The sequence below is a fragment of the Marinibactrum halimedae genome, from assembly GCF_021234875.1.
In the GTDB taxonomy this organism is placed as follows: domain Bacteria; phylum Pseudomonadota; class Gammaproteobacteria; order Pseudomonadales; family Cellvibrionaceae; genus Marinibactrum; species Marinibactrum halimedae.
The window spans coordinates 127084-151192 of the sequence record NZ_JAJQVM010000002.1 but is presented as its reverse complement, the minus strand read 5'-3'; the positions used below and the strand labels follow the sequence as shown (position 1 = coordinate 151192).

The window sequence follows — 24109 nt, the reverse complement described above, 5'->3', positions numbered from 1 at the left end:
GTTATAAAGCCTCCGTGCCTAAGGGAAGTGGAGCGTGACGATAATCTGTCGTCGGTATTAATCTATTTTTCTCTTTTCTCTTTTCTCTCAGGCCCTATGTGGTGACGCTTGGTCCAATTGGCAGTTGAGTAATGGCTTTTCCAGTCAATGCTCTTAATGCATTGGCAACGGCGGGCCCTGCAGGTGGGGTGCCTGGCTCTCCCACTCCGGTTGGGGCTTCGTTACTTTCCACAATATGGACGTCAATTTCTGGCATTTGGTTGATGCGCAACGGTTGGTAAGTGTGAAAGTTGTTTTGTTCAACGCGGCCTTCTTTTAATGTAATGGCTTCTCCCATGGTGGCGCTGAGACCATACCCGATTCCGCCTTCTAATTGGGCTTTGACGACATCGGGGGTCACCGCAATTCCGCAATCTACGGCGCAGGTGATTTTGTTTACTCGATAACTGCCATCGCCATTGAGAGTGACTTCGGCCACTTGCGCTACCACGGTATTAAATGACTCATGAAGGGCAATACCTCGTGCGGTGTTGGAGGGTAAAGCACTGCCCCAATTACTTTTATCCGCAGCGAGTTCTAACACTTTTTTATGTTTGGGGTGTTTGGTTAAGAGTTTTTTTCTCAACTCTACTGGGTCTTGTTGGCTAGCGTGGGCAATTTCGTCGAGAAATACTTCTGTAGAGTAAGCGTTAAACGTGTGTCCCACAGATCGCCACCACAACACGGGCACACCAATTTCGGCCTCTGCAGCTTCAACGGTGATATTGGGTACCGAATAGGGAAGCTGTTTTCCACCTTCGGTTAAACTATCGTCCACCGCACCGGAAATCATGGCTTCAAAAGGGGTGCCTCTTAGTATGGATTGCGCGGTTGCTCGTTGGTGCCATCCTGTGAGATTTCCCTTATTATCGAGGCTGGCCTGAAATTGATGATGTGCCATAGGGCGATAGCGCCCGCCAAGCATATCGTCTTCTCTCGTCCATTGAAGTTTAATGGGGTTGGTCTTGCCTAGGGCTTTAGCGATCATTGCGGTTTCGGCAACGTAATCGCTGTCAGGTACGGCACGACGACCAAAACTGCCTCCGGCAAATTGAACGTGGAGGTGAACATTTTCTGGAGGTATTCCAGTGATGGCCGCGACAGTACCTACGTCTAATGTGGGTACTTGGCTACCAGTCCAGATGTGACATTCCCCATTTTTTAGCTGCAATACACAGTTCATAGGTTCCATAGTGGCGTGAGCTAAATAGGGAAAATCAAATGTCATTTCAATGGTTTTGCTACTTTCATTGAAGGCTTTTTTGATATCCCCTTCTTCTCGAACCGCTGTCATGGGTTCAGAAACCACCTTTTGTAGATAAGCAGTCAATTCATCACTACTGCGTTTTTCAGCGGCTGAATCATCCCATTCGATGGTTAAAGCCTCTCGCCCTTTTAGGGCTGCCCAGTGGTGTTTTGCGACGACGGCAACACCACGAGGTGTGGTAAGAACATGCTCTACCCCTTCTATTTGCAGGGCTTTGGTATCATCAACATGTTTAACGGTGGCGCCAAAGAGTGGTGGGTGTGCCATGACCGCACTCAACATATTCGGCCGTTTCACATCAATAGTGTATTGTGCTGTGCCGGTGCTTTTTTCTTTGCTATCCATACGGGGCAGTTTGCCGGAAGCGTTTACGCCGATAAGCTTAAAATCTCGAGCAAGTTTTAATTTAGGTTCTGTCGGTGGTGTTATTTGACTTGCCGCAATCGCGAGTTCACCAATACTGGCGGTTTTTCCACTTGAGTGCTGAGCTTTTCCGTTGGACACGGTAATTTCAGTAGCAGGAACACCCCATTCTTTTGCCGCTGCATTAATGATCATTTCGCGCGCAGCGGCACCGGCAGTACGAAGCTGTTTCCATGAATTGGCGATGGATGAAGAGCCACCAGTTCCCTGAACAGGCCCCCAAAAAAGATTGTTATAACGAGTCGAGTCGGCTGGGGAGTATTGCCAACGCATTTGATCCCACCGCGCCCCTAATTCTTCTGCAACAATGGCGGGTAACCCTGTTGTAACACCCTGACCTTTGTCTAAATGTTTAACAACAACGGTGACAGTATCGTCGGTGCTGATGTTAATAAAATGGTTAAAGGTTAATGGTGCGGTATCTATGTTTGTATTTGTATCGGATGCGCTATTAGTGTTGTCGTCTACGACAGAGGGGTCTTCGCAGCCGATCATAAAGCCAGTGCCTGCAATGGCGGTGACACGAAGTAAGGCGCGGCGTGACAGTGTGGGGGAGCGAGTCATTATCAAGCCTCCAGTTTTTTGGCAGCAGCATGAATAGCAGTGCGAATACGATGATAAGTGGCGCAACGACAGACATTGCCTTGCATTGCCACATCAATATCCTCGTCTGTTGGCATGGCGTTGGTCGCCAATAAAGCAGCAGCTTGCATGACTTGTCCAGATTGGCAGTACCCGCATTGCACTACGTCATGTTCTTGCCAGGCTTCTTTTACTGCTTCACCGGCAGCCGTAGACAGGCCTTCAATCGTCACCACTGTGGCTCCGTCCAATGCCGACATCGGTAAGGAGCAAGAGCGCGTCGCTTGGCCGTTGACATGCATGGTACAAGCACCACACATGGCAATACCGCATCCAAATTTGCTACCGGTTAATTCGGCGAGGTCACGTACATACCATAATAATGGCATGGTTGGATCGCCATCGTATTGGATGGTTTTTCCGTTGAGCGTAAACTCGGTCATCTTTTCTCCTCCTAATTTCAGTTGGCAATGAGCGCAACATCGTAATCACGATTATTTTTTGTAAACGTTTTTAAGTATTGATATCGGAACACGGCAGTGGAGCGTGCTGTTGGTCATGAAGATGGTTGCGATAAAATAAAAAGTTAATGTGTAATGCAGAAATAAAAATTTATTCAAAAAAGCATCATTTAAAATAGTCATCGATTTAAGATAGGCTTTCACAGGCGATCGATGGTTAGGTCATTAAAAATTCGAACTTAAGTATAGCAATAACTAATGAGTGAGCAGGAGCAGTAGGGAAAGCATTTAGAGAATATGACATCATTCGCTAAATAAAAATTAAGTATGATTTAATGAATATTAATCACCCGGTTGCTCAATATTAATCAACCGGGTTATGAAGAAATTAAAGAATCAAGTGAATGGATTTAGTAGGCTGCTTGGTGTGTTTATGGCGGAGTTAATGTATCGGAGGAACACTTACGCCAGGCGTTGAGGTAACATCTTCAATGGTGTCAATATCCACTGCCGCTGCAGGTATCGGAACAGATAATACATCTGGGTTATTCTCCAGTAATGCTCTTGCACCACGATCTCCATTTAAGGAACACAATCGAGAAAAATACCGAGCTGGAAAGATAGCTGGTGCGCCGAGTGTCCCAGAGTAGTAGCTGGCAACGATAGCCGATACATTTTCGGACCAATGAGTAATTAAGTTGGCATAGTCGGCACTGGTAATTAAGGGCTGATCACATAAACACAGCATTACACCGGTTGCATTGGGGGGGATCGCATTGATGCCGGCATGGATAGATGTAGACATTCCCCGTTGGTGTTGCTCATTGGGAACCACCACGATGTCAGGTGGGTAAGCACCTTCCTGGCAAAACTGTGGCGGAAGTACTAAGCGAATGGGCGTAGATAAGCAGGGCTGTAGTTGGTCAATGCCGTGCTCAATGAGTGACTTTCCCTGATAAAGAAGTTGTTGTTTTGGCCAACCCAATCGAGTTGAGCTGCCCGAGGCTAAAATGACCCCGTATAAGTTATGAATTTCTAACATTGAAAATAGTATCTCTGTTAGTGCACCGTGAAGACCAATGTAACGATTCTTAAGATCGTTATCGTAGTTGTGTTTTTACTGAACGTTATTGGAATGAAACGAATACAAGTTGAAAAGAGACTTAATCAATTTCATTGCTTTAATAATTTAAGCTTTTGTGTCGTTCAATATTGCATTATGGCTTAAAAAGAAGTGCAAAACATCGCTAAACGAGAATTAACAAAAAATAAATCCATCTGTTGAGCATACTGGCCAGAATAGCCCTGCGTTGTGTCTTTGCCGAATTAGCAAAGAGGGCTTTCTATATCAAAAAGTTAAATTAATATGTTTTTTTATAATGGAGAGCGATTCTTATGAGTTGTTTTCATATCTTGAGTTGTTCGAGCATTCAAGCAAGTGATTGAGCTTACGTGACAATGCATACCGAAGAATCCTTGTAGGCCGAAACACGCTCTATTCTTGTGTCGCCATGTCAATACATTCCTGGTTAACGTTAGACTACTATCTTAGAAATACTTGCTTGTAAGTTAAAAGAGTCTCTTGAAAACTTCTCATTAATCATTGGTGCTGGGTGCGATTTGGCTTCGACACCAATTTAGAAAAGTGTTTTCTGAGAGTAAATATTGATCTAATAAATCCATATTGTTGAGATAATGCTCTGGATCTTGAAACAATAACTCGCGTTTGAGCATTTTTCGGTTTGGATTAATACTTTTTATTACTCTTGCAGGGTTACCTGCGACAATGGTATTGGCTTTCACGTCTTTTGTGACAATAGCTCCTGCTGCAATGATCGCGTTTTCACCGATGGTAACGCCCTTTAATATTTTTGCTCCGTGGCCGACCCAAACATTATTGTGTAATGTGATTGTGGCGGTGCATCGAAAGGGTCGTAGTCGATTGTAGATGCCGTGCCAATCACTATCGGCAATGTACACATCGGCAGCCAACATGCAGTTATCTCCAATCTCAATTTTTTGATGCGCGGTAATTTGGCACCCTGGTGAGAGTAAACAATAGTGTCCAATATTGATGGTGCCTTGTCCCTGTTTCCCCCCCCAAGTAGTTAAACGCAATTTTCGATCAGAGGCTCCGATCATATGGATAAAGTCACCAATGTGAATGTTTGCCCCATGAATTTCGATGTGGCGCGGGTGCATGATGAGAGGGTCTCTGCCTAAATAATCACAGTGAGGTCGCACAAAGCGGTTAACGTACCAACGATTAATGTGATTGAGCCAGCGTTTCAGCCAGTAGGGCTTTGGGTCTTTGCGCATAGTTTGATTCACAACATTTATACAAAAAGAGGCATATTATGCCTAAGAGGTCTCTTTTGATGTAATGTTTTCTCATGCGCAATACGAACAGATTAGGTCAGATAACCTGTTATTGTTGGTGGCTGGTGCATAAAGGTTGTATTTGGCAAAGCGCTGATATAAATAGACAGTTTAGCGAAATGAGAAAGGCGAAAATGATGGAGTTACCGATTGATATCCATACGGTAAAAGGGTTTTTATCCGATGATGAAGGTGCTGCACTCTATGCAATGGCACTGGACTGTGCACCTCTTGGCCCCTGTCTTGAAGTGGGTAGTTACTGTGGAAAATCTTCTGTGTACTTGGGGGTGGCATGTCAAAAAGCCGGTGGGTTGTTGTACGCCGTTGATCACCATCGTGGCTCTGAAGAGCATCAATTAGGCGAGGAATATCACGATCCGGAACTGTATGACGAAGCGATTGCGAAAATGGACAGCTTTCGTGTTTTTCGCTCAACCATGGACGTGGCCCAATTGAATGATACTGTAGTGCCTATTGTTGCCTCGTCAGCGATGGCAGCAAAGTATTGGTCAACGCCCTTATCCATGGTGTTCATTGATGGTGGACACAGTGAAGAAGCGGCACAAACTGACTATCGCTCTTGGGTTGGACACATTATGCAAGGAGGAATATTGGCAATTCATGATATTTTTCCTGACCCAGCCGAAGGTGGGCAGGCACCCTATCATATCTATCAGCAAGCATTAGCTTCGGGACTATTTGAAGAGCTGCCGATGGTGAATACTTTGGCGTTACTAAAGCGTTTGTAAAAGTATTAGTAAAATAAAGTTTTAGCTATCCAATAGAAGGCGATGAAAAGTAGGGTGAGGAAATTGCTCTGTGGTTAATTATGCGCCTTTCTATTTATTTTTAGACGCAATTATTCCTGTATTTTAAGTCGCAGTTTATGGCGTGGACTGGCGGTCGATTAACCCCTGTTTGACTCGGTAAATGGCAAGACGTTCTTCCGTTGATAAACGCTTTTTGGTAACAGACGCTGCAATCACCGCATTGGGAATGGCCAGTAAATACATAGCGATTGAGCCACCCAGTAAAAACACGACAGAGGTTATCAGCGCCATACCAAACACGGCGGGAATTAAACATAATTTGTTGCAAAATGCACCACAGGTTAAGCGAGACATCCCGCCAATAATAAAACCTGGTGTAACAATCATGGCCAACGCTGCGTTGGATGGAGCTTTCACCATTATCCAGGCAAGTAAGGCACCTGATAATACGGCCCCAACAATACTGCCAGCCGTAATGGTTACCGCGTTATGTTTGCGTTGTATCGCTTGGTAAATGGCAATTGAGCGTTGACGCTCGGCCTCTGATAATGTGCTAATCATCATTGGTTTATTCACACCCATCATCCGTTTACTACTTCCCACACTTAGCATCGTCGTTCGTTTCGTCTTTCATTATTTCGCTTCTGTCATTACTCACATCGACGAGTCGATTTTTCTTGGTGTTGGCACAGAAAGCTGCGCCGAAAAATCCGGTGTTTCCGTTTTTTGTTTGGATTAGCCAAGTGGTACTTACTTGAGCCTATTGATTTGGTGAGCGAGCGCTCATAACAAATGTAGCCTATTCATCAGTAGGATTAAAAAACACCAATGCAAAGCGCTTTCTGCGTTGTGTTGACACAAGCAAGGCATATCAGTTCGGGTGAATGATATGAGTTGTGACAGACATACATTACTAAGTTTGAAGTGTGGCCAAATCAGCCGAAATAAAAAGGTGCTTTTGCAGCGTGGGGGCAAGTTGCTTCGATAATAACTGCCTTGAAGTACGTGCTAAGCCAATATATAGAATTATTGTAGTACCAAATCAGGACGAGCAATAATAGCGTACACTTACTTCACTTTCATCCCTCAATTTGTAAAAACTTGTACAAGTGATTAACACTTCTGCTTATGAATAGTGTTTATTAACAGTGTGGGCGACTAACGGGTGTATATTTTAAATAATCTTGCTGTTTGAGTCGTACATTTCTTGTACAGGGAGATTTTTCGCAACCTTCTTCTTTATCTCTCTTGAACAGCGTGACTTCACTTGCGGTTTGATAATATCTGAGTAAAATAGTCGGATATATACCTGACTGATTTACTTGGTTTTGGGCGTGTCCTGAGGCCAACTGATGTGCCTTCGATCAATTGATGAGGACTGCCTTATGCGTCTTACCACAAAAGGCCGGTATGCGGTTACAGCAATGTTGGATTTAGCTTTGCATAGCCATCAAGGGCCCACAAGTTTGGCGGATATTTCTAAGCGCCAAGAAATTTCTCTGTCCTATCTTGAACAATTATTTGCCAAGTTGCGTAAACACGAGTTGGTTTCCAGTGTGCGTGGGCCAGGGGGGGGCTATAAATTGAGTCGTGAGTCAGAGTCGATTTTCATTGCTGAAATCATTGATGCGGTTAATGAAACGATAGATGCCACCAATTGCCATGGGGCGGGAAATTGCCACAAGGGCGATGTTTGCTTAACTCACCACCTTTGGAGTGACTTGAGTGAGCAGATACATCAATTCCTCAGCGGTATTAGCTTGGCAGACTTAGTTGAGAGAAACGATATAAAAGCGGTGGCAGATCGACAAGATGCTCAAGAACGTGCTCAGCACGAGCAGGTGTTAGCAGTTATTAATTGACGAGTAATTACTGAGATTCACAGAGGTCCTGTTATGTATCAGTAAATGACTTTCGATTACCCCTTTGCGAAATGCCCAGGCGTCGCTACACTGGCGCGCCTTTTATGATCAACGCTGTCTTGGTGCATGTCAGTCGGCATGTGATAACAAGTGCAGAAAACACCGAAAGAGTGTTCGAGATCAACCCAGAATCTGTGATTAGTGAGTTCTAGAAGATGACCGAACAAATCGACAAGGCATTGGCTCGTGAGTACGAAGCCGGTTTTGTGTCTGAAATTGAGTCCGATACCTTTCCTCCTGGTCTCGATGAAGACGTAATTCATCGTATTTCTGCGATGAAAAATGAACCGCCATGGATGCTGGAGTGGCGTTTAAAGGCGTTTCGGCTTTGGCAGGAAATGGAAGAGCCAGAATGGGCTCATGTTGATTATCCCTATATTGATTACCAATCTATTTCCTATTATTCCGCGCCGAAGAGTATGAAGGATAAGCCAAAGAGCTTGGATGAAGTGGATCCTGAATTACTGCGTACCTATGAAAAGCTCGGTATTCCATTGGTTGAGCAACAAATGCTTGCCGGTGTTGCGGTAGATGCAGTATTTGATTCTGTCTCGGTGGTGACGACTTTTCGTGAGAAGCTAGAAGAGGCTGGGGTTATTTTTTGCCCGATTTCTGAAGCAGTCCATAAATACCCAGAGCTTGTGAAAAAATACCTTGGCAGCGTCGTCCCTCAGAAAGACAACTTCTTCGCAGCCCTTAATTGTGCTGTATTCACTGATGGCTCTTTTGTCTACATTCCGAAAGGGGTGCGTTGCCCGATGGAGTTATCCACGTATTTTCGTATTAACGAACAAAATACCGGTCAGTTTGAGCGTACTCTTATCGTTGCTGATGAAGGCAGTCACGTCAGTTATTTAGAAGGCTGTACTGCACCACAACGTGATGAGAATCAATTGCACGCAGCAGTGGTAGAGCTAGTGGCCTTAGATGATGCAGAAATCAAATATTCTACAGTACAGAATTGGTACCCGGGTGATGAAGAAGGCCGTGGGGGTATTTATAACTTCGTGACCAAGCGCGGTGTTTGCCATACCAACGCGAAGATCAGTTGGACGCAAGTAGAAACAGGCTCTGCTGTAACGTGGAAATATCCCAGCTGTATATTGAAAGGCGATAACAGTGTGGGTGAGTTTTATTCCGTTGCTTTGACGCGTGGTAAACAGCAAGCCGACACTGGCACAAAGATGATTCACTTGGGCAAAAATACTAAGTCGACCATCATTTCCAAGGGCATTTCGGCGGGTCGTAGTAACAACAGTTACCGTGGTTTAGTGCGTATGAACCCTGGTGCTGAAGGTGCCCGGAACTTCACCCAATGTGATTCATTGTTGATTGGTGATCAGTGTGGTGCCCACACTTTCCCTTATGTGGAAAGCCGTAACCCCAGTGCCATTGTTGAACATGAGGCGACAACCTCCAAGGTCAGTGATGATCAAATGTTTTTGTGCCAGCAGCGTGGCTTGGATGCAGAAAAAGCGGTATCTATGATCGTGAATGGTTTTTGTAAAGAAGTTTTTAAAGAATTACCGATGGAGTTTGCGGTAGAAGCCGGCAAACTGCTTGAAATCAGCCTTGAAGGCTCGGTGGGATAAGTACGAGGAATTTAAAGATATGTCGAACGCATTGTTATCCGTAACGGACCTTCACGCCTCGGTTGAAGAGAAGACCATTTTGAAAGGGCTAAACCTAACAGTAAATGAAGGTGAAGTGCATGCCATTATGGGCCCCAATGGTGCCGGAAAAAGCACATTAGGGTATGTGCTTTCTGGTCGAGAGGGCTATGAAGTCAATAGCGGTAGTGCCAAGTTGGGTGAGGCTGATTTACTGGACTTAGATCCGGAAGAACGGGCACGCGAAGGATTGTTTTTGGCTTTCCAATACCCGGTTGAAATACCTGGTGTGAGTAACCTTGAATTTTTGAAAGCGGCCGTAGATGCCCAGCGAGAGGCGCGTGGTGAAGAACCTTTAAGTTCCAAGGATTTCCTAAAGCAAGCTCGTGAAGCCTGTAAGCAAGTCAATTTACCGGCTGACTTTTTAAAACGCGGAGTCAATGAAGGTTTCTCTGGCGGAGAAAAGAAGCGTAATGAAATTATGCAAATGCTTTTGTTACAGCCGAAGCTGTGTATTTTGGATGAATCCGATTCTGGTTTAGACATCGATGCCTTGCAAGTGGTTGCTGAAGGTGTAAACAGTCAACGGGATGGGAAGCGTAGTTTTGTCGTAGTTACCCACTACCAACGTTTATTGGATTTTATTAAACCTGATTTTGTGCATGTATTGGCGGATGGCCAGATTGTCAAAAGTGGCGATGCGTCATTGGCCCTGGAGCTGGAAGCTCAAGGTTATGCGTGGCTTCAGGAGCAGCGTGCACGGGATGCCGAGCTGTTGGGAGAGGAGCACGTCTAATGAGCACTTGGTTAGCCAATGCCATCGTTCGCGGTACAGACGTTTCAGATTGGTTGTCTGAAAAGCGTCAGGCCGCGTTGGGCAAACTTAAGCAACAGTCATGGCCCAACCGCAAAACCGAAGCGTGGAAATATACTCCGGTGAGTGTTATCGACCGTGGTGCTTTTTCTCCTGCGGTCAATGATGTTGACGCGAACGCAGCGATTGATGCGATTGATAACCTAGATGCAAGCGCATTGGTATTCTTAAATGGGAGATACTGTGAGGCCCTATCCTGTAAAACCTTGCCTGAAGGGGTTTCGATCACGTCTTTCCATAATGCCTCCGCTGCTCAAAAAGAGTGGGCATTAGCCCAATTTGCCAGCGTGAAGCCTGATCGCCACTTATTTGGCTTGATAAATGATGTGCTTGCTGAAGATGGTTTGCTTATTGATGTCGAGCCGGGCGTACAAGTAACAACATTGTTGCGAGTGGTTAATTTATTTTCAGAAGGTATTGAAGCCCACAGCCGTATATTGGTTCGTGTGGGTAAAGGTGCAAAACTGGCCATTGCAGAGGAATTTACCAACTCAACACCGAGCTTAAATACCAGCTTTGCCGAGTATGTTATCGAAGACAACGCTGAGTTAGAGCATTATCGTTTTGCATTACAAACCGGCAGTGCTCTTAGCGTGGGTGGCGGACACTTTAAATTGCACGACCATTCTAAGTTGCACAGTACGTTGGTGGGGTTCGGGAGTCAGTTGTCGCGCGTCGATGTGGATATCGAACATGCCGGTCAACATGCTTACGCTGAAAAGAATGTTGTGTATTTGTTGGATGGGAAAGAAATTTTCGATTTGCATTCGACGATAGAGCACGCCAAACCCAATGGTACAACAGAAGAAAACGTTCGGGGTATCGTTGCTGATCAAGCGAAAGTGGTGTTTAACGGTCGAATTCATATTCATCGTGATGCGCAAAAAACACTGGCTGAGTTGAACAATCGGAATTTGTTGCTTTCGAGAAAAGCGGAAGTGAATACTAAGCCAGAGTTAGAAATCTATGCCGATGATGTGCGTTGTGCTCATGGGGCAACCGTAGCAGAGTTGGATACCAAGGCGTTGTACTATCTTCAGTCCCGAGGTGTTAGTCGGCAAGACGCGCAAATCATGCTGAATTTTGGCTTTATTAATGAGCTGGTGGACCGCATGCCCAATGAAGCATTGGCTACATGGTTAAGGTCGAAGCTGAAAGTGCGATTTGCTCAAATGAAAGTGTCATCGCCACAAGATGCGTTGGTAAATTCCTAAGGCCATTAAAAGCTCGAAGGCAATGTAATTCTAAGCGCATGATTTGAAGAACATATAGAAGCATGTAAATAAGTAGTTCGTACATAAGTAGTTCATCAATTAATAGTGCGTAAATAAAAAGTACATACATAAGAAGTACAAAGGTAAAAAGGTTTCCGGTATGGCATTTGACGTTGCAGTAATCCGTCAGCAGTTCCCAATTTTAAGCCGTGATATTGATGGCTCGCCTTTGGTGTATTTGGATAACGCAGCAACGACACATAAGCCCCAGTGTGTAATTGACGCCATTAGTCATTACTACAGTTACAGTAATTCTAATGTGCACCGGGGAGCCCATCGACTTGCCGATGAATCTACGAAAGCCTACGAAGGTGCCAGAGATACAGTGGCGCGCTTCATTAATGCAAATGTGCGTGAAGAAGTGATTTGGACGAGTGGCACCACCGAATCCATTAATATTGTGGCGCACGGTATTGCACAGCAGTTGAATCCTGGTGATCAACTCTTAGTAACCGAAATGGAGCATCACGCTGATTTGGTCACCTGGCAACAGGCGTGCGCTACATCGGGCGCTGAGCTAAAGGTTGCTCCTATCAATGACAATGGGGAATTGAATTTAGACCAATTCCAAACTCTGCTTTGTGACCGCACCAAATTAGTTGCCTTCCCGCATATCTCTAATGCATTGGGGACGGTAAATCCGATTACAAAGATGATCGCAATGGCGAAAGCTGCCGGTGCATTAGTATTGATAGATGGCGCTCAAGGCATTGCCCATGGTGATGTTGATGTGCAGTCGTTGGGGTGTGACTTTTACGTTTTTTCTGGCCATAAAGTGTTTGCGCCAACCGGCACCGGTGTCCTTTGGGGGCGTCAATCTTTATTAGAGTCTTGGCCTGTTTGGCAAACAGGTGGAGAGATGATCTCTACTGTTACTTACCAATCCGCACAGTGGAATCAATTACCTTATCGATTAGAAGCGGGCACGCCACATATTGCTGGAGTCATAGGGCTTGGTGCAGCGCTGGAATGGCTATCACGGCAGGATTTGGATGGGATGCGCCTTCATGAGAAAGCACTTATGGCCACGGCGACAGAGCGTGCCGAGCAATTCGAAGGCCTGCGAATTATTGGTACGGCGAAAAACAAATTGGGCGTATTGAGTTTTCTCATTGAGGGGGGCCACCCAGCAGATGTGGGATTTCTACTGGATCGACAAGGTATTGCAATTCGTACCGGGCACCATTGTGCAGAGCCGCTCATGAATCGCCTTGGCGTACCAGGTACCGCCCGTGCCTCGTTTTCCCTGTACAACACATTAGATGAGGTCGACGCATTATTCGATGCATTGAAAAAAGTACGTTTGATGCTGGCCTGATTGTTAAGATGAAAAATGGAGTGTGAATAATGAGCGTAGCGACCTACGACCCAAGTGCCACGCCCGTGACGGTCACAGATAAGGCACTCAAATATTTTGAAAAAAATAAAACGTCCGGCGTGCAGAGTGTGATTCGCCTAAGTACAGAAACTCGTGGCTGTACAGGTTATGCGTATGTGCTGGATTTTGTTCCCGCACCCGAAGAGGGTGATGCGCTTCTAACCTTGAGTGATGGTCTCAGTATGGCCATTGATCAAGACACATTGGCGTTGGTACGAGGGACCGAAATAGACTTGGTCACAGAAGGCATCAACCAGGTAGTGAAGTTTAATAACCCTAATGTCGTCTCCGAGTGTGGTTGTGGAGAAAGTTTCAGCGTAAGCTGAATTTCCAAGTGGTTTAAGTAAAAGCCAAGAGAAGTTATAGAGAGGTTCAGTAGTGGAACAATCCATGGTGGTAACCCAACGGGACTGCCCTGTTCGTCGGGTGCCAAGTGGCGAGGCGTTAACCATTCCAGCAGGCCAATTTTTGTCGATAAAGCAAAGTCTGGGGGGCAATTATACAGTCACTTGGCAAGGCAATATGTATCGAATTGATGGTACCGATGCTGATGCCATTGGGCAGGAGGTCGAGGGCCTTGTCTTTAAAGATACCGGTTGTGATCTCATTAATGAATCTCAAATTTGGCAAGCGCTGGAGACCATTTTTGATCCGGAGATTCCCATTAATTTGGTGGAACTTGGATTAATTTACGGTGTTCAAGTAAATCAAGAAGATAAATCTGTCGCCATTAAAATGACCTTAACCGCGCCAGGGTGTGGTATGGGACCAGTTTTGGTCAGTGATGTGGAATATCGTGTTGCGAAAGTGCCTAATGTGAGTTCTGTGGGGGTAGAATTGGTTTTTGACCCGCCTTGGTCTCGTGAAATGATGAGTGAAGAAGCTCAATTAGAAGCCGGTTTATTTTTCTAAGCTTTTTCTTTATTCTCGTAATTGATGTTAATTGAAGCAGAATAACACCATGGTATTAGCTAGCACAGATGAAATCTTAGAAGACTTGGCTTTTTTTGATGATTGGGAAGAGCGTTACAAATACATTATTGATCTAGGTAAAGAGCTGCCTTCTATGGCGCCAGAGTTACAAACAGCAGATCGATTAGTGAAAGGTTGCCAAAGTAATGTCTGGCTACACTACGAATATCGAAATGGTCAGTTGGTTTTCTTGGTCGAAAGTGATGCTGTTATTGTGCGTGGTTTACTTGCCTTAGTGATGTCGGCATTCAACGAGAAAAGCCCCAGTGATATCGTGGCGTTTGATATAGACGATTATTTTTCAACACTGGATTTAGAGCGTCATCTCAGTCCGACTCGTGGAAACGGCTTAAGGTCAATAGTGGGTAAAGTGAAATCCATAGCGATGTCTTTAAAAAATGTAACCGATAACGCTATTGAGCTTTAATTGTTCCGATTTGGATTTTGTTTTTTATTTCTCTAAAGCGCCTGGTTCTAAGGCGCTGTCCATAATCTTTTCTTTTCCAATGTGTACGCTGCTGTCTTATGTTAATAAGGTGAGTGAAAATTTGATTTTCCTCAACCGACGTTTTCTTGTGGATGTTAACGTTAATGTGTAAGGAAAAGGTGTAAACGATAAAGTTTAAGCCACTCTTTACTGTTGAAATGAACTGATACCATAAGGTTTCGGAAAGCTATATAAGACTTTTCAGAGGAATTTGCAATGAACATAATACCCCGTAATTCCCTGTTTGACTTTGATAATTTATTCGATCATTTTCTTCATCCACGACGAGAAAGTTTTGGTGGCGCTGCTGCTGATGTTTTTTCACCAAGGGTTGACATAAAAGAAACCCAAAATCAATATTTACTTCATGCGGAATTGCCTGGTGTAAAAAAAGAGGATTTGGACGTTACTTTAGATGCAGGTGTTTTAACAATTAGCGCTAAAGTGTCTTCAGAGTCTAAAGAAGAAAAAGATGAAGTGATCATTCGTAGAGAGCGTCATTTTGGGCAGTTTTGGAGAAGTTTTAACCTAGGCGGTAATGTTAGCGAAAGTGATATTGTGGCGAAGTTTTCCGATGGTGTTCTGACTCTGGAGGTGCCCAAAATAAAAAATACCGAACCAGAAAGAAAGCGTATCGAAATTAATTAACTATGAATAGCTCCCGCGCTGGTTGTTGCTGAAGAATTCCAGTTCATCGACTTGGAAGGCGTGTGGGAGCTATTGGTGTTGAAAATTAATTAGAGCTGCTGGCTATTTGAGATTCATTAAAGTTGCAGTGTGTGCCTGCTAATTCACTGAGCTCAATTAAATTTAATATATGAACATCGCGCTGGCGTATTTCAATGAGTTCTTGTTGTTGAAAGCGTTTAGTCAGTCGGCTTACGGTTTCGATTGTTAGGCCAAGATAGTTAGCGATGTCCGTGCGGGACATGGATAGACGAAATTGCGTTGCAGAATAACCGCGTTGCGAATATCGGCTGGAAATATTCATTAACAATGCTGCTAGGCGAGCATCGGCACTACGTTTTCCGAGCAGGAGCAGGGTGTCATTCGTATTTTGAATTTCGGCAGAGAATAAATTGTAAATTTGTTGTTGTAGAGCAGGCACTTTTTTTGAGAGTTGATCGAGTTGATCAAAAGGTAAGAAACACACGCTGGCTGTTTCTAAGGCTTGAGCGTAAGTGGTATGATTTTTTCCACTGTATCCGTCAAACCCTAATATTTCACCAGGGAAGGAAAAGCTGGTGATTTGTGTGTCACCATTTTCGGCTATAAAAACCGATTTAAAGCTGCCAGAGCTAACGGCATACAGGCCCTCAAAGGTGTCTCCTGCATGATATAAGGTGTCATTGTAATGAAGAACTCGCTTTTGGCTGGCTATATTTTCAAGTTTGTCGATATCGTCATTGGATAGCGCTTGGGGTAAGCAGAATTTATTCACCGCACAATTGCTGCATTTTACGTGTGATTGGATAGACATTAGCGTTTTCCATTTACCGAGTATGATAATTTACATTGCATGGCTTTCTATGCCGTGCCGTATTTAACGTTGTACTCAATTATTCTCTCAAGCCTATAAGAAGTCATTGTTATAAGCTCATTGTCTTATATGGCGTTTGTCTCAATAGTATTATTTACTAGAGTCTTCTGTAAGATTGCCATTGACTCAATTGTCTTCTTCAGTTGCTTTTTCAAAGGTGCTTGCAATATAGGGTGTTATCCAGAGCTCACTTTGATTAACCTTGAGCATGTCTTTACTTTGAGATATTAGTCCATCTTTTTCTATGGCTTTTAATAAATTCAATTCTCTAGCGAAATAGTGATCAAAGTCAATATTCCAAAGCCTCGAGAAAAGGCCTTTGTTGACTTGGAAATCGGACAATATCGACTTTAATAGTGCTTCTCGAATCCTTTCGTCTTCTGATAGGCCATATTCTAGCTTGATCGCATGTTGTCCATTACGGATATTTTGGCTGTAGTGTTGAATATCTTCATGATTTTTCCAAAGCCTTTCTGGGGTTCTGGTGGTTGCAGATGTACCTAAGCCCAATTGGTATTGCGTTGTCGGGTCTTGATATGGCGTTTGGTTTGTCATGTTTTTCTTGTTTTTAGGGTGTGTAAAGTGATCGGCACTGAGAACATCATAGCCTGTTTGGCAAAGGGCTTGATACACGTATTGAGCGAGTTGGATTTTGGTTTCGATATCAGGTAGCTGTTGACGTTCAATTTGTTTCTGTGAGGGGAAGCGTTCAGGTTCGTGTTGGTAGTGATAAACAGAAATCTCATCCGCATTTAATTGGATTATTTCATCGAGTGTTTTTTGAAATGAAGAAAGTGTTTGGTTCGGTAATCCAACCATGACATCCACATTAACCGTTTTCATACCGCACAATTTTGCACGCTCTATCAGCATCTGTATGCGTTCGGGTGAGCATGTTCTGTGAATAGCCTGTTGCACATTTGGCTCAAAGTCTTGGATACCTATGCTTAAATCCGTAAAACCAAGTTGCACGAGTTCAGGAATGAGGTCTTCGTCCAAGTGTCTTGGGTCTGACTCAATACTCAATGGTATATCGCCAATATTCTGGAGGTAAAAATGGGATTTTACTTGGTTTAATAAATATTCAATATCTTGATGCGTGAGATAGGTGGGGGTTCCACCGGTTAGGTAGAGTTTGGTGACAGGAATGTTTTTCACTATTTGGCCATACCACTGAATTTCTTTACACAATAGCTCCATGTAATGGCTGGCAAGGCCGTATTGCCGCGTAACAATCTTGTTGGAGTGGCAGAAGTAACATAGGTCTCGGCAAAACGGAATGTGAATATAGAGCGATAAGCCGGAGGCTCCATCAAATGCACGCTTAATGTCTTTACTGCCTAAGCTCAATGGATACATCACATCGTTTGTAGTCGGCTGCCATCCCCTAGAGCATAAGGGAGGATATTGTTTTATCAGTGTGCTTGTATATTTAAAGCGAGGAGAATGACAATTTTGCATTAGTCTTCTAGCCAGCATGAGATGGTCATGAATTCAGTCTGTATTTCTAATTCCCACACTCTATAGAAATGTTTTGGAGCATCATTGACTTTAATCAAGCCGGTATATGGCGTCCGGCATTACCCTAATTACGTGTTAGATAGCGCGGATAGACATAGCGTGGATAGGCATATAGGCATTAAGTCGCTCTTTGACGCTATGTACCTATGACGCTATGTACCTATGACGCTACCTACCTGTGGCGTTACGTACCTATGAAAAAACTCTTCTCTTAAAATGTGAAATGATGGGAGCGTTGATAATGTATCTAGATGGGGTAGTGATAGGCTCTTTTTTGGTGGTGATACTTACCTGTGCCATTCTTGTGTATATAGGACGTTTTGCGAAACGCCATATTGAGCATGATATACAGCAGGCCAATGCATCGTTAAATGAAGGTGCGAGTGAATCTATAACGAGGCCATAAAGTTAGCCTGGCGCTGACGGTATTGTGGTGAGGGTAATCGGCCAGTGGCGGCCATGATATTTTCCCGTAAATGGTGAGGCTGTGTAGTCCCTGGAATGGTACAGGTTACGGCCGGATGAGAAATAATGAACTTCAAGAAAAATTGCGCCCAGCTGTGACAGTCAAATTCAGCAGCCCAGGGGGGTAATGCTTTATCCGCGATTTTTTGAAAGAGTTTACCTCCATCAAAAGGGAGGTTGCCGATGACTGCAATACCTTTTTCTTGTGCAATCGGTAGTAATGTGTATTCCGCTTGACGATCAACAATAGAGTAATTCAGTTGAACCATGTCAATATCGGGCTCATTTTTTAAAATATCGGCCAATTCTAAATGTTGGTTATTTTGTGAGGTGGTGATACCGATATATCGAATGAGCCCGTCTGCTTTTGCTTCACGTAAAATGGGCAATTGTTCCTGCCAACCTCGAAGGCTATGTATTTGCACGATATCAACAACGTCTGTGTGCAAATTGAGTTGAGATTGAGAAAGTTGAGAAATTACAGTATCTCGGCGTTCTGAATCGCACTTTGTGCCTAAAAAGAAGTGTTTTCTTGAACCTAAAGAGCGAATCATATCCCCAAGCACATTTTCGGAAGAGCCATAACGGGGAGCGGTATCAATAAATTTTCCACCCAATTCATTTAATGTGCTCAAACATAAAGATAAACGCGACATTTGCTCTGGTGGGCCAATGTCATAGGCATTGGTACCTAAGCCTATAACGGGCAAGGTTTCACCAGAGCTGGGAATGGATTTATGCATCAAGGTGGCGCGGGTAAAGTTTTGGCTAAAACTGGGCGCGCAAAACATCCCTAGCGACGAGAGTCCCCATTGTAAAAAACGTCGACGTTGGATTCCTTGAATATCCGACATGTGTCTAAAGGTGCTCCTAACCCAGCATTGACCACTTTCTTAATGGTGCGTGTCGAGTGTTCCCACTTAACTGCTTGAAAGACTGAGATTTGATTAAAGAATCAGCATTGTAGCGTAATCTGTGTGTAAAGCGGAATCCCAATGCGTGCTGCAAACGAGTATTTATCGTGATTTTTACGAAAATAAACGCTCTCTTGCTAAGGGTATTTGAGTTGTCTTCAATGGCTTGATGAGTCTGTTGGAGTGTTTTTGCTCTTACTTTCTGCTTTTTTACTGGTTTTCGTCAATGTTTCATGGAGGATAATGGCGAAGACTACGCCGAAAAATCCGAGTGCCGTGACGGTATGTTTAATGCTGTCTTCGTAAACGCCAGAATATTTATCGATGGATAACCGCATTAAGCCGGCGCACCAAATTCCGGCAGCGAAATACCCCCATTTTTTTTTCATGATAACGCCCGATACACATAGGAATCCTGTTGTGCCAACAAAGAGGCCAAATGTATCGAGCTGGCTTGTAAACCACAAGCTGGCCAATAAAAGTGACATGGCGTAAACCATGTTGATGAGTTTCATTATCTCTCTAGTGTTTTTTGTCATGAAAATGCGTATTTTGTTTTCGAGCTAGCTCGTGTTGTTTAATGTTTACCGGTGATTCCCATTGCGCGACGAACAATGGGGTTTTTTAAAGGGGTAAGCCGGTTGAGTTGGCGCATTCCCTCATTTCGTATCCACCGTAGGCTGATAGCCTTTGTACCAAATAATTGTTTAAACCCTTCCATCACCGCCATTACTCCTAAGTTGTGAGGTTTGCGATGACGCTGATAGCGCTTGAGTATGGAGATATCATCAAGTGGAATACCTCGTTTTCTGGCACGGGTGATTTCTTCGCAAAGGCTGTTCACATCCAATAAGCCAAGATTGACCCCTTGGCCGGCTAGAGGGTGAATGGTATGGGCGGCATCGCCAATTAATACAATTCCATTTTGATAATAACGCTGGGCGTGCCGTTGTCGTAGCGGGAAGCAGGCGCGCTTGTCACACCAAGTTACCTCACCCAAGGTGTATTCAAAGGCATCGCTGAGAGCTTGTTTGAATGAGTCATCGTTCATTGCCATGAGGTCGTGGGCGTATTTTTCTTCAATCGACCAGACAATAGAAGAATAATGCTCTTCAGAGTTTGATAATGACGAGGGGGAGGCCAGTGATGTGTCACCATCAGTACCATTGCTGAGTAATGGCAAAAAAGCCAAAGGGCCTGTCGGTAGAAATCGCTGCCATGCTGTGCTTTGGTGAGGGTGTTGTGTTTTAACCGTCGTCACAATGGCATGGTGTCCATAATCCCACTCTCGTGTGGCGAAATTCGTTAGGGTACGTATTTTGGAGTGCGCACCGTCGGCAGCCACGATTAAGGTGCCCTGCACAGTGCGGCCATCGCTCAAGGTTAGGGTGTTATCGGGTGCTATATGCTCAATAGTAGAATGATGCCAAAGGGAGATGGCATCTTGGTTTTCGAGTTGTTCATAAACTGCGTACAGTGCGACACGATTTTCGACGATATGCCCAAGGTTTGGTTCGGCCAATTCGCGGCAGTCGAAGTGAATTTGTCCCGTGCCATCAGCATCCCATACGGTCATATGGGTATAGGGGCATGCTCGCAGTTTCTCTATGCTCTGCCATGCGCCAATATCTCGTAAGAGTGTTTCAGACTCCCGTGTGAGTGCCACCACTCTGGCATCGTGCTTATCTAGAGCCGGTGCCTCTGGCTTTGGACCTGCATCAATCAAGGCAATGGAAAGAGGCGGGTGGCCGAGGCTTTCATTATGGACGTCGGCTTTTAATAATAAACTTGCCGCTAAACTAGCGCCCACCAAGCCGCCGCCTACGATGACAATATCGTAGGTGTGTTCTGTAGAGGGTGGCTGTTTGTTGTTTGGTTCTAAGGTTTCTGTGTTATTCGTCATAAAGAGAAAGCTCCCCCCACTCCCATGGCTTGTCGTGCAAAGGCGCTTTGTCCGGTGGCGGTTGTGTCTAGGGCAAGCAGTCCGAGTTGTCTAAGCCCGGCATAAACGAGATGATCACTGGAAAACAGTTTAACCAGATTATGGCTAAAGCCAATCGTCGTAAGTTGGTCGGTATGTTGCTGATCCACATATCGCTGTAAATTATTCAGTTTTGCAAACGTGATGGGGTTGTTTTTCCAGCCTTCAGCCAATACTGCTGCTAACCGTGCGCAGTCACGCAGTGCGAGATTGAAGCCTTGGCCGGCAACGGGATGTAAAAAATGGGCTGCATTGCCGACGACGACTAAGTGCTGTCGCACTTGCTCCTTTGCCAGAATGAGCGAGAGTGGGTATGCATGTCGGGGACTCACACGCGTGAAGCGGCCGAGTCGCCAGCCAAAGTCTGCTTGCAATTGATCTAGAAATTGAGCTTCAGAACATTTCAGTAAGGATTCAGCGTCGATTTTAGGGCGAGTCCATACCAAAGCGGAGGTTTTGCCGTTGGGGCTTTGCCCTAATGGTAATAGTGCCAAGGGCCCTTTAGGGGTGAAGCGCTCATAAGCTACCCCTTTATGAGGTTGTGTAAATCCCACATTCGCAATGATACCGGTTTGATCGTAGTCGTGTTGTGCGGTGTCTATTCCAAGCTGTTTTCTCAGTGGGGAGTGTGCACCATCGGCCACAATGACAAGATCAGGCTCAAGGCTGTGAAGGGAGTTGGAATCGCCTTCATCTTGAGACCACGATAAGTAAAAGCCATTTGGCTTAGGGGTAAGTTGAGTGACGCAGGCAGGTGCGATGAAGTTAATGTTGTCGCAATGCATCACCTGTTGCATTAATGTCTGGCCGAGGTGGCGGTTTTCTATGACGTACCCCAGAGCAGGCACCTGTTGCGCTTTGGCTTGCAGGCGAGTCCCCCCAATATGCCCTGCATCGGATACGTGCACCGTATCAATGGGCGTAATAAGGCTCTCTAGTGTGTCCCAAATGCCAAGAGCGTTTAAAATCGTCGTGCTGCCAAATGACAAGGCAGTGCTGCGTTCATCAAAGCTGGGTTGCTTAGCGGGTTCGTTTTCCAGTGGCAGAGCGTAACGCTCGAATAAAGTAATTTGCCAGCGAGGCTCTGCATTGGCCAACAGCAGAGCCAAAGTGGCGCCGACCATTCCGCCACCGACGATGGCAATCGATGTTTCTTGTGCCGCTTTGAGGCTGGGGCTGTTCACTGTGCGGTGGACTCGGCCATCAGAGCTTCAATGGCGTCGACGGTTTTCGGTACGCCATCGGTAATCACGTCGCAGCCGTCTGGGGTGATAACAATGTCATCTTCAATACGGACACCAATCCCGCGCCATTTGGCGTCTACGCTATCGTTGTCGCGGTGAATGTAGATACCCGGCTCAATGGTTAATACCATTCCGGGCTCTAAAATGCGCCATTGGCCAGCGACTTTGTAATCGCCGACATCGTGTACATCGATACCGATCCAATGGCCGGTGCGATGCATGTAAAAGTCCCGGTAAGCCCCTGCCTCCAGAAGCTTTTCAACGTCGCCGTTCAAAATACCCAGTTCAACCAAGCCTTCGGTAATAATTTGTACGGCAATTTCATGGGGCTGATTCCAATGGTTACCGGGGCGTGCTGCCTCAATGGCGGCAAGTTGGGCCTTAAGTACAATGTTGTAGATGGCTTTTTGTTCTTCGCTGAATTTACCGTTGACTGGGAAGGTTCTCGTAATGTCGGCAGCGTACATTTCCAATTCGCAACCTGCGTCAATGAGTACTAGATCGCCGGCGTTCATTTTGCGATTGTTTTCGATGTAATGCAGTATGCAGGCGTTGTCTCCACTGCCCACAATGGTGCTGTAGGCAGGATGCCTGGCGCCGGCTTGAGCGAACGTGTGGTGGATGTGTGCTTCCAGTTGGTATTCGTACATACCCGGCTTGCACTGTTGCATTGCGATGACGTGGGCATTGGCGGATATGTCTCCGGCGTCTTTCATCACTCGAATTTCTGAGGCGCTTTTAAATAAGCGCATGTCATGTAGAAAGTGATGTAAATCAGAAAACTCACCCGGAGGTACGGCACCGGCACGGACTTGGGCTCGTAAGGTATTTACCCAGTCCATGACTTTACGATCAAAGTCGGCGTCGCGCCCAAGGCTGTAATACACTCGTTCACGGCCTTCAAGTAATCCCGGCAAAATCTCGTCGATGTCATCAATCGGGAAGGCATCATCTGCATCGAAGTTTTCGACCACGCCTTCAGGGCCTTGTCGGTAGCCGTCCCAAATTTCTTTTTCTCGATCTCGTTCTCGAACAAATAACACGGCTTCGCCGTGCTCCCTACCGGGGATCAATGCTAAAACGGCATTAGGTTCGTCAAATCCGGAAAGATAGTAAAAATCACTATCCTGGCGAAATGAAAAATGTGTATCGCGGCTGCGGACCACTTCTTGAGCAGATGGAATGATGGCAATACTGTTGGGCTCCATCATGTCCATTAACTCGCGGCGACGGCGGGAATATTCAATCAGTGCAATGCGCTGTTTCAAAGGGAGAGCTCCATTACTTCACATCGGCGTTCATTAGGTCGGTGTTATATGAGGGGTATCATACCTAATGAATCGGGGGTTGGGGGCTTGCGGCGTTGTTTGCCGAGCGACCAATTTCTTCGTACATATTCAATACGACCACTCGAACGTATTCGAGCACTTCATTGTAATCATTTTCGTCGGTCTCTTCTGGATCTGAGCTGTCGTTGATCTGTGCGATGGCGGCTAAGTCTCGCATACCTTCTGCCACTTCTGGGGAAAGTTGGCTGGTGCCAGCTAGGCCAGAATTACCTAAACCGGTTAAAAATCCGTATGTCCATTGACCAAGCGCCATGAGCCTCTGGCTCATATCGGTATCATCATCGGGAACTAATAACTGCAGTCTGAAGTCATTGCCTTGCAATTGTTGTTGAGTGGTTTCAAAAAGTTCCACAAGGGCATTGCTGGCTTCGTCGGTGGGAGTTTCGACGGCATCCAATAGCTCCCAGGCTTTTTCTAGCCACTGTGAGTGAGAAAGTTGGGCGCCACCGGTCAGTTTGCCGCAGAGAAAGCCGTGCAATTCGGCAGGACTGTTGATGACATTAAGGGGTGCCAGTAAGTCGCAAAGAGAGTCAAAATCGATGATGGAAGAGGAATCGCTCATTCAAGTAGCCTGTTACTAGAGGTGGTGTACTTCTTGACGCACTAAAATGTGATTAAGCTGAACACATGTTTATCGTTTGCGGTTTAGGTGTTGTC

Annotated in this window: 23 protein-coding genes; 10 read left to right on the top strand and 13 right to left on the bottom strand. The window is 45.2% G+C overall.

Translation table 11 applies throughout. From position 1 onward, the window contains the following. Window positions 1–94 precede the first annotated feature (94 nt). The 4 genes from LU351_RS01825 to LU351_RS20615 all read right to left on the bottom strand — a co-directional run bounded on the left by LU351_RS01825 (window position 95) and on the right by LU351_RS20615 (window position 5091). On the bottom strand, window positions 95–2293 hold the full coding sequence (locus LU351_RS01825) for a xanthine dehydrogenase family protein molybdopterin-binding subunit (RefSeq protein ID WP_232592295.1): 2199 nt from the start codon (window positions 2291–2293) through the stop codon (window positions 95–97). A 2-nt stretch (window positions 2294–2295) separates the two neighbouring features. Next, window positions 2296–2754 carry a (2Fe-2S)-binding protein gene (locus LU351_RS01820; protein ID WP_232592294.1) on the bottom strand — a complete coding sequence of 153 codons (459 nt, stop codon included), beginning with the start codon at window positions 2752–2754 and terminating at the stop codon, window positions 2296–2298. A gap of 460 nt (window positions 2755–3214) precedes the next feature. Next, window positions 3215–3814, bottom strand: coding sequence for a nucleotidyltransferase family protein (locus LU351_RS01815; protein WP_232592293.1), 600 nt, complete (start codon window positions 3812–3814; stop codon window positions 3215–3217). Between the two features lie 554 nt (window positions 3815–4368). Beyond that, window positions 4369–5091 (bottom strand): acyltransferase, encoded by a 723-nt coding sequence (locus tag LU351_RS20615; protein WP_269783230.1) that lies wholly within the window; start codon window positions 5089–5091, stop codon window positions 4369–4371. A gap of 194 nt (window positions 5092–5285) precedes the next feature. Here LU351_RS20615 and LU351_RS01805 point away from each other — a divergent pair, with 194 nt between their 5' ends. Beyond that, window positions 5286–5900: a class I SAM-dependent methyltransferase gene (locus tag LU351_RS01805; RefSeq protein WP_232592292.1), complete on the top strand. Its 615-nt coding sequence runs from the start codon at window positions 5286–5288 to the stop codon at window positions 5898–5900. 135 nt (window positions 5901–6035) lie between these two features. On the opposite strand, the gene LU351_RS01800 is transcribed toward LU351_RS01805, so the two are convergent. Continuing rightward, on the bottom strand, window positions 6036–6497 hold the full coding sequence (locus LU351_RS01800; protein ID WP_232592291.1) for a hypothetical protein: 462 nt from the start codon (window positions 6495–6497) through the stop codon (window positions 6036–6038). An 809-nt stretch (window positions 6498–7306) separates the two neighbouring features. Between LU351_RS01800 and iscR the strand changes: the two genes are divergently transcribed. The 9 genes from iscR (at window position 7307) to LU351_RS01755 (ending at window position 15086) form a co-directional block, all read left to right on the top strand. Then, window positions 7307–7783: a Fe-S cluster assembly transcriptional regulator IscR gene (iscR, locus tag LU351_RS01795; protein WP_232592290.1), complete on the top strand. Its 477-nt coding sequence runs from the start codon at window positions 7307–7309 to the stop codon at window positions 7781–7783. A 215-nt stretch (window positions 7784–7998) separates the two neighbouring features. Next, window positions 7999–9435, top strand: a complete 1437-nt coding sequence (sufB, locus tag LU351_RS01790) for a Fe-S cluster assembly protein SufB (RefSeq protein WP_232592289.1) — start codon at window positions 7999–8001, stop codon at window positions 9433–9435. A gap of 31 nt (window positions 9436–9466) precedes the next feature. Further along, window positions 9467–10249, top strand: a complete 783-nt coding sequence (gene sufC, locus LU351_RS01785) for a Fe-S cluster assembly ATPase SufC (protein WP_284285022.1) — start codon at window positions 9467–9469, stop codon at window positions 10247–10249. Continuing rightward, window positions 10249–11541: a Fe-S cluster assembly protein SufD gene (sufD, locus tag LU351_RS01780; RefSeq protein ID WP_232592287.1), complete on the top strand. Its 1293-nt coding sequence runs from the start codon at window positions 10249–10251 to the stop codon at window positions 11539–11541. Before sufC ends, sufD begins: the two co-directional genes overlap by 1 nt. Window positions 11542–11701: 160 nt before the next feature. Next, a complete protein-coding gene (locus tag LU351_RS01775) occupies window positions 11702–12919 on the top strand; it encodes an aminotransferase class V-fold PLP-dependent enzyme (protein ID WP_232592286.1) in 1218 nt (405 codons plus the stop codon). Window positions 12920–12948: 29 nt separating this feature from the next. Then, window positions 12949–13305 carry a HesB/IscA family protein gene (locus tag LU351_RS01770; protein ID WP_232592285.1) on the top strand — a complete coding sequence of 119 codons (357 nt, stop codon included), beginning with the start codon at window positions 12949–12951 and terminating at the stop codon, window positions 13303–13305. Between the two features lie 64 nt (window positions 13306–13369). Continuing rightward, window positions 13370–13891: a putative Fe-S cluster assembly protein SufT gene (gene sufT / locus LU351_RS01765; protein WP_232592397.1), complete on the top strand. Its 522-nt coding sequence runs from the start codon at window positions 13370–13372 to the stop codon at window positions 13889–13891. A 49-nt stretch (window positions 13892–13940) separates the two neighbouring features. Beyond that, on the top strand, window positions 13941–14378 hold the full coding sequence (locus LU351_RS01760; RefSeq protein ID WP_232592284.1) for a SufE family protein: 438 nt from the start codon (window positions 13941–13943) through the stop codon (window positions 14376–14378). A gap of 276 nt (window positions 14379–14654) precedes the next feature. Then, entirely contained in the window at window positions 14655–15086 is a 432-nt protein-coding gene (locus tag LU351_RS01755) for an Hsp20/alpha crystallin family protein (RefSeq protein WP_232592283.1), read from the top strand. 85 nt (window positions 15087–15171) lie between these two features. Here the strand turns inward: LU351_RS01755 and fnr are convergent, their stop codons facing one another. From fnr to LU351_RS01715, 8 genes are all read right to left on the bottom strand, one after another. Next, window positions 15172–15918, bottom strand: coding sequence for a fumarate/nitrate reduction transcriptional regulator Fnr (gene fnr / locus LU351_RS01750; protein ID WP_232592282.1), 747 nt, complete (start codon window positions 15916–15918; stop codon window positions 15172–15174). Window positions 15919–16104: 186 nt separating this feature from the next. Next, window positions 16105–17337 carry a coproporphyrinogen-III oxidase family protein gene (locus LU351_RS01745; protein ID WP_232592396.1) on the bottom strand — a complete coding sequence of 411 codons (1233 nt, stop codon included), beginning with the start codon at window positions 17335–17337 and terminating at the stop codon, window positions 16105–16107. Between the two features lie 551 nt (window positions 17338–17888). After that, window positions 17889–18818 carry an aldo/keto reductase gene (locus tag LU351_RS01740; protein WP_232592281.1) on the bottom strand — a complete coding sequence of 310 codons (930 nt, stop codon included), beginning with the start codon at window positions 18816–18818 and terminating at the stop codon, window positions 17889–17891. A gap of 218 nt (window positions 18819–19036) precedes the next feature. Further along, window positions 19037–19393, bottom strand: coding sequence for a hypothetical protein (locus tag LU351_RS01735; RefSeq protein WP_232592280.1), 357 nt, complete (start codon window positions 19391–19393; stop codon window positions 19037–19039). A 62-nt stretch (window positions 19394–19455) separates the two neighbouring features. Then, complete coding sequence (locus tag LU351_RS01730; protein WP_232592279.1) at window positions 19456–20781, bottom strand: UbiH/UbiF/VisC/COQ6 family ubiquinone biosynthesis hydroxylase; 1326 nt, start codon at window positions 20779–20781, stop codon at window positions 19456–19458. Beyond that, on the bottom strand, window positions 20778–22043 hold the full coding sequence (ubiH, locus tag LU351_RS01725) for a 2-octaprenyl-6-methoxyphenyl hydroxylase (protein ID WP_232592278.1): 1266 nt from the start codon (window positions 22041–22043) through the stop codon (window positions 20778–20780). Before ubiH ends, LU351_RS01730 begins: the two co-directional genes overlap by 4 nt. Then, window positions 22040–23371 (bottom strand): Xaa-Pro aminopeptidase, encoded by a 1332-nt coding sequence (pepP, locus tag LU351_RS01720; RefSeq protein WP_269783229.1) that lies wholly within the window; start codon window positions 23369–23371, stop codon window positions 22040–22042. The genes ubiH and pepP overlap by 4 nt, the downstream gene beginning before the upstream one ends. Window positions 23372–23435: 64 nt before the next feature. Beyond that, window positions 23436–24014, bottom strand: a complete 579-nt coding sequence (locus LU351_RS01715; protein WP_232592277.1) for a UPF0149 family protein — start codon at window positions 24012–24014, stop codon at window positions 23436–23438. Between the last annotated feature and the right edge of the window lie 95 nt (window positions 24015–24109).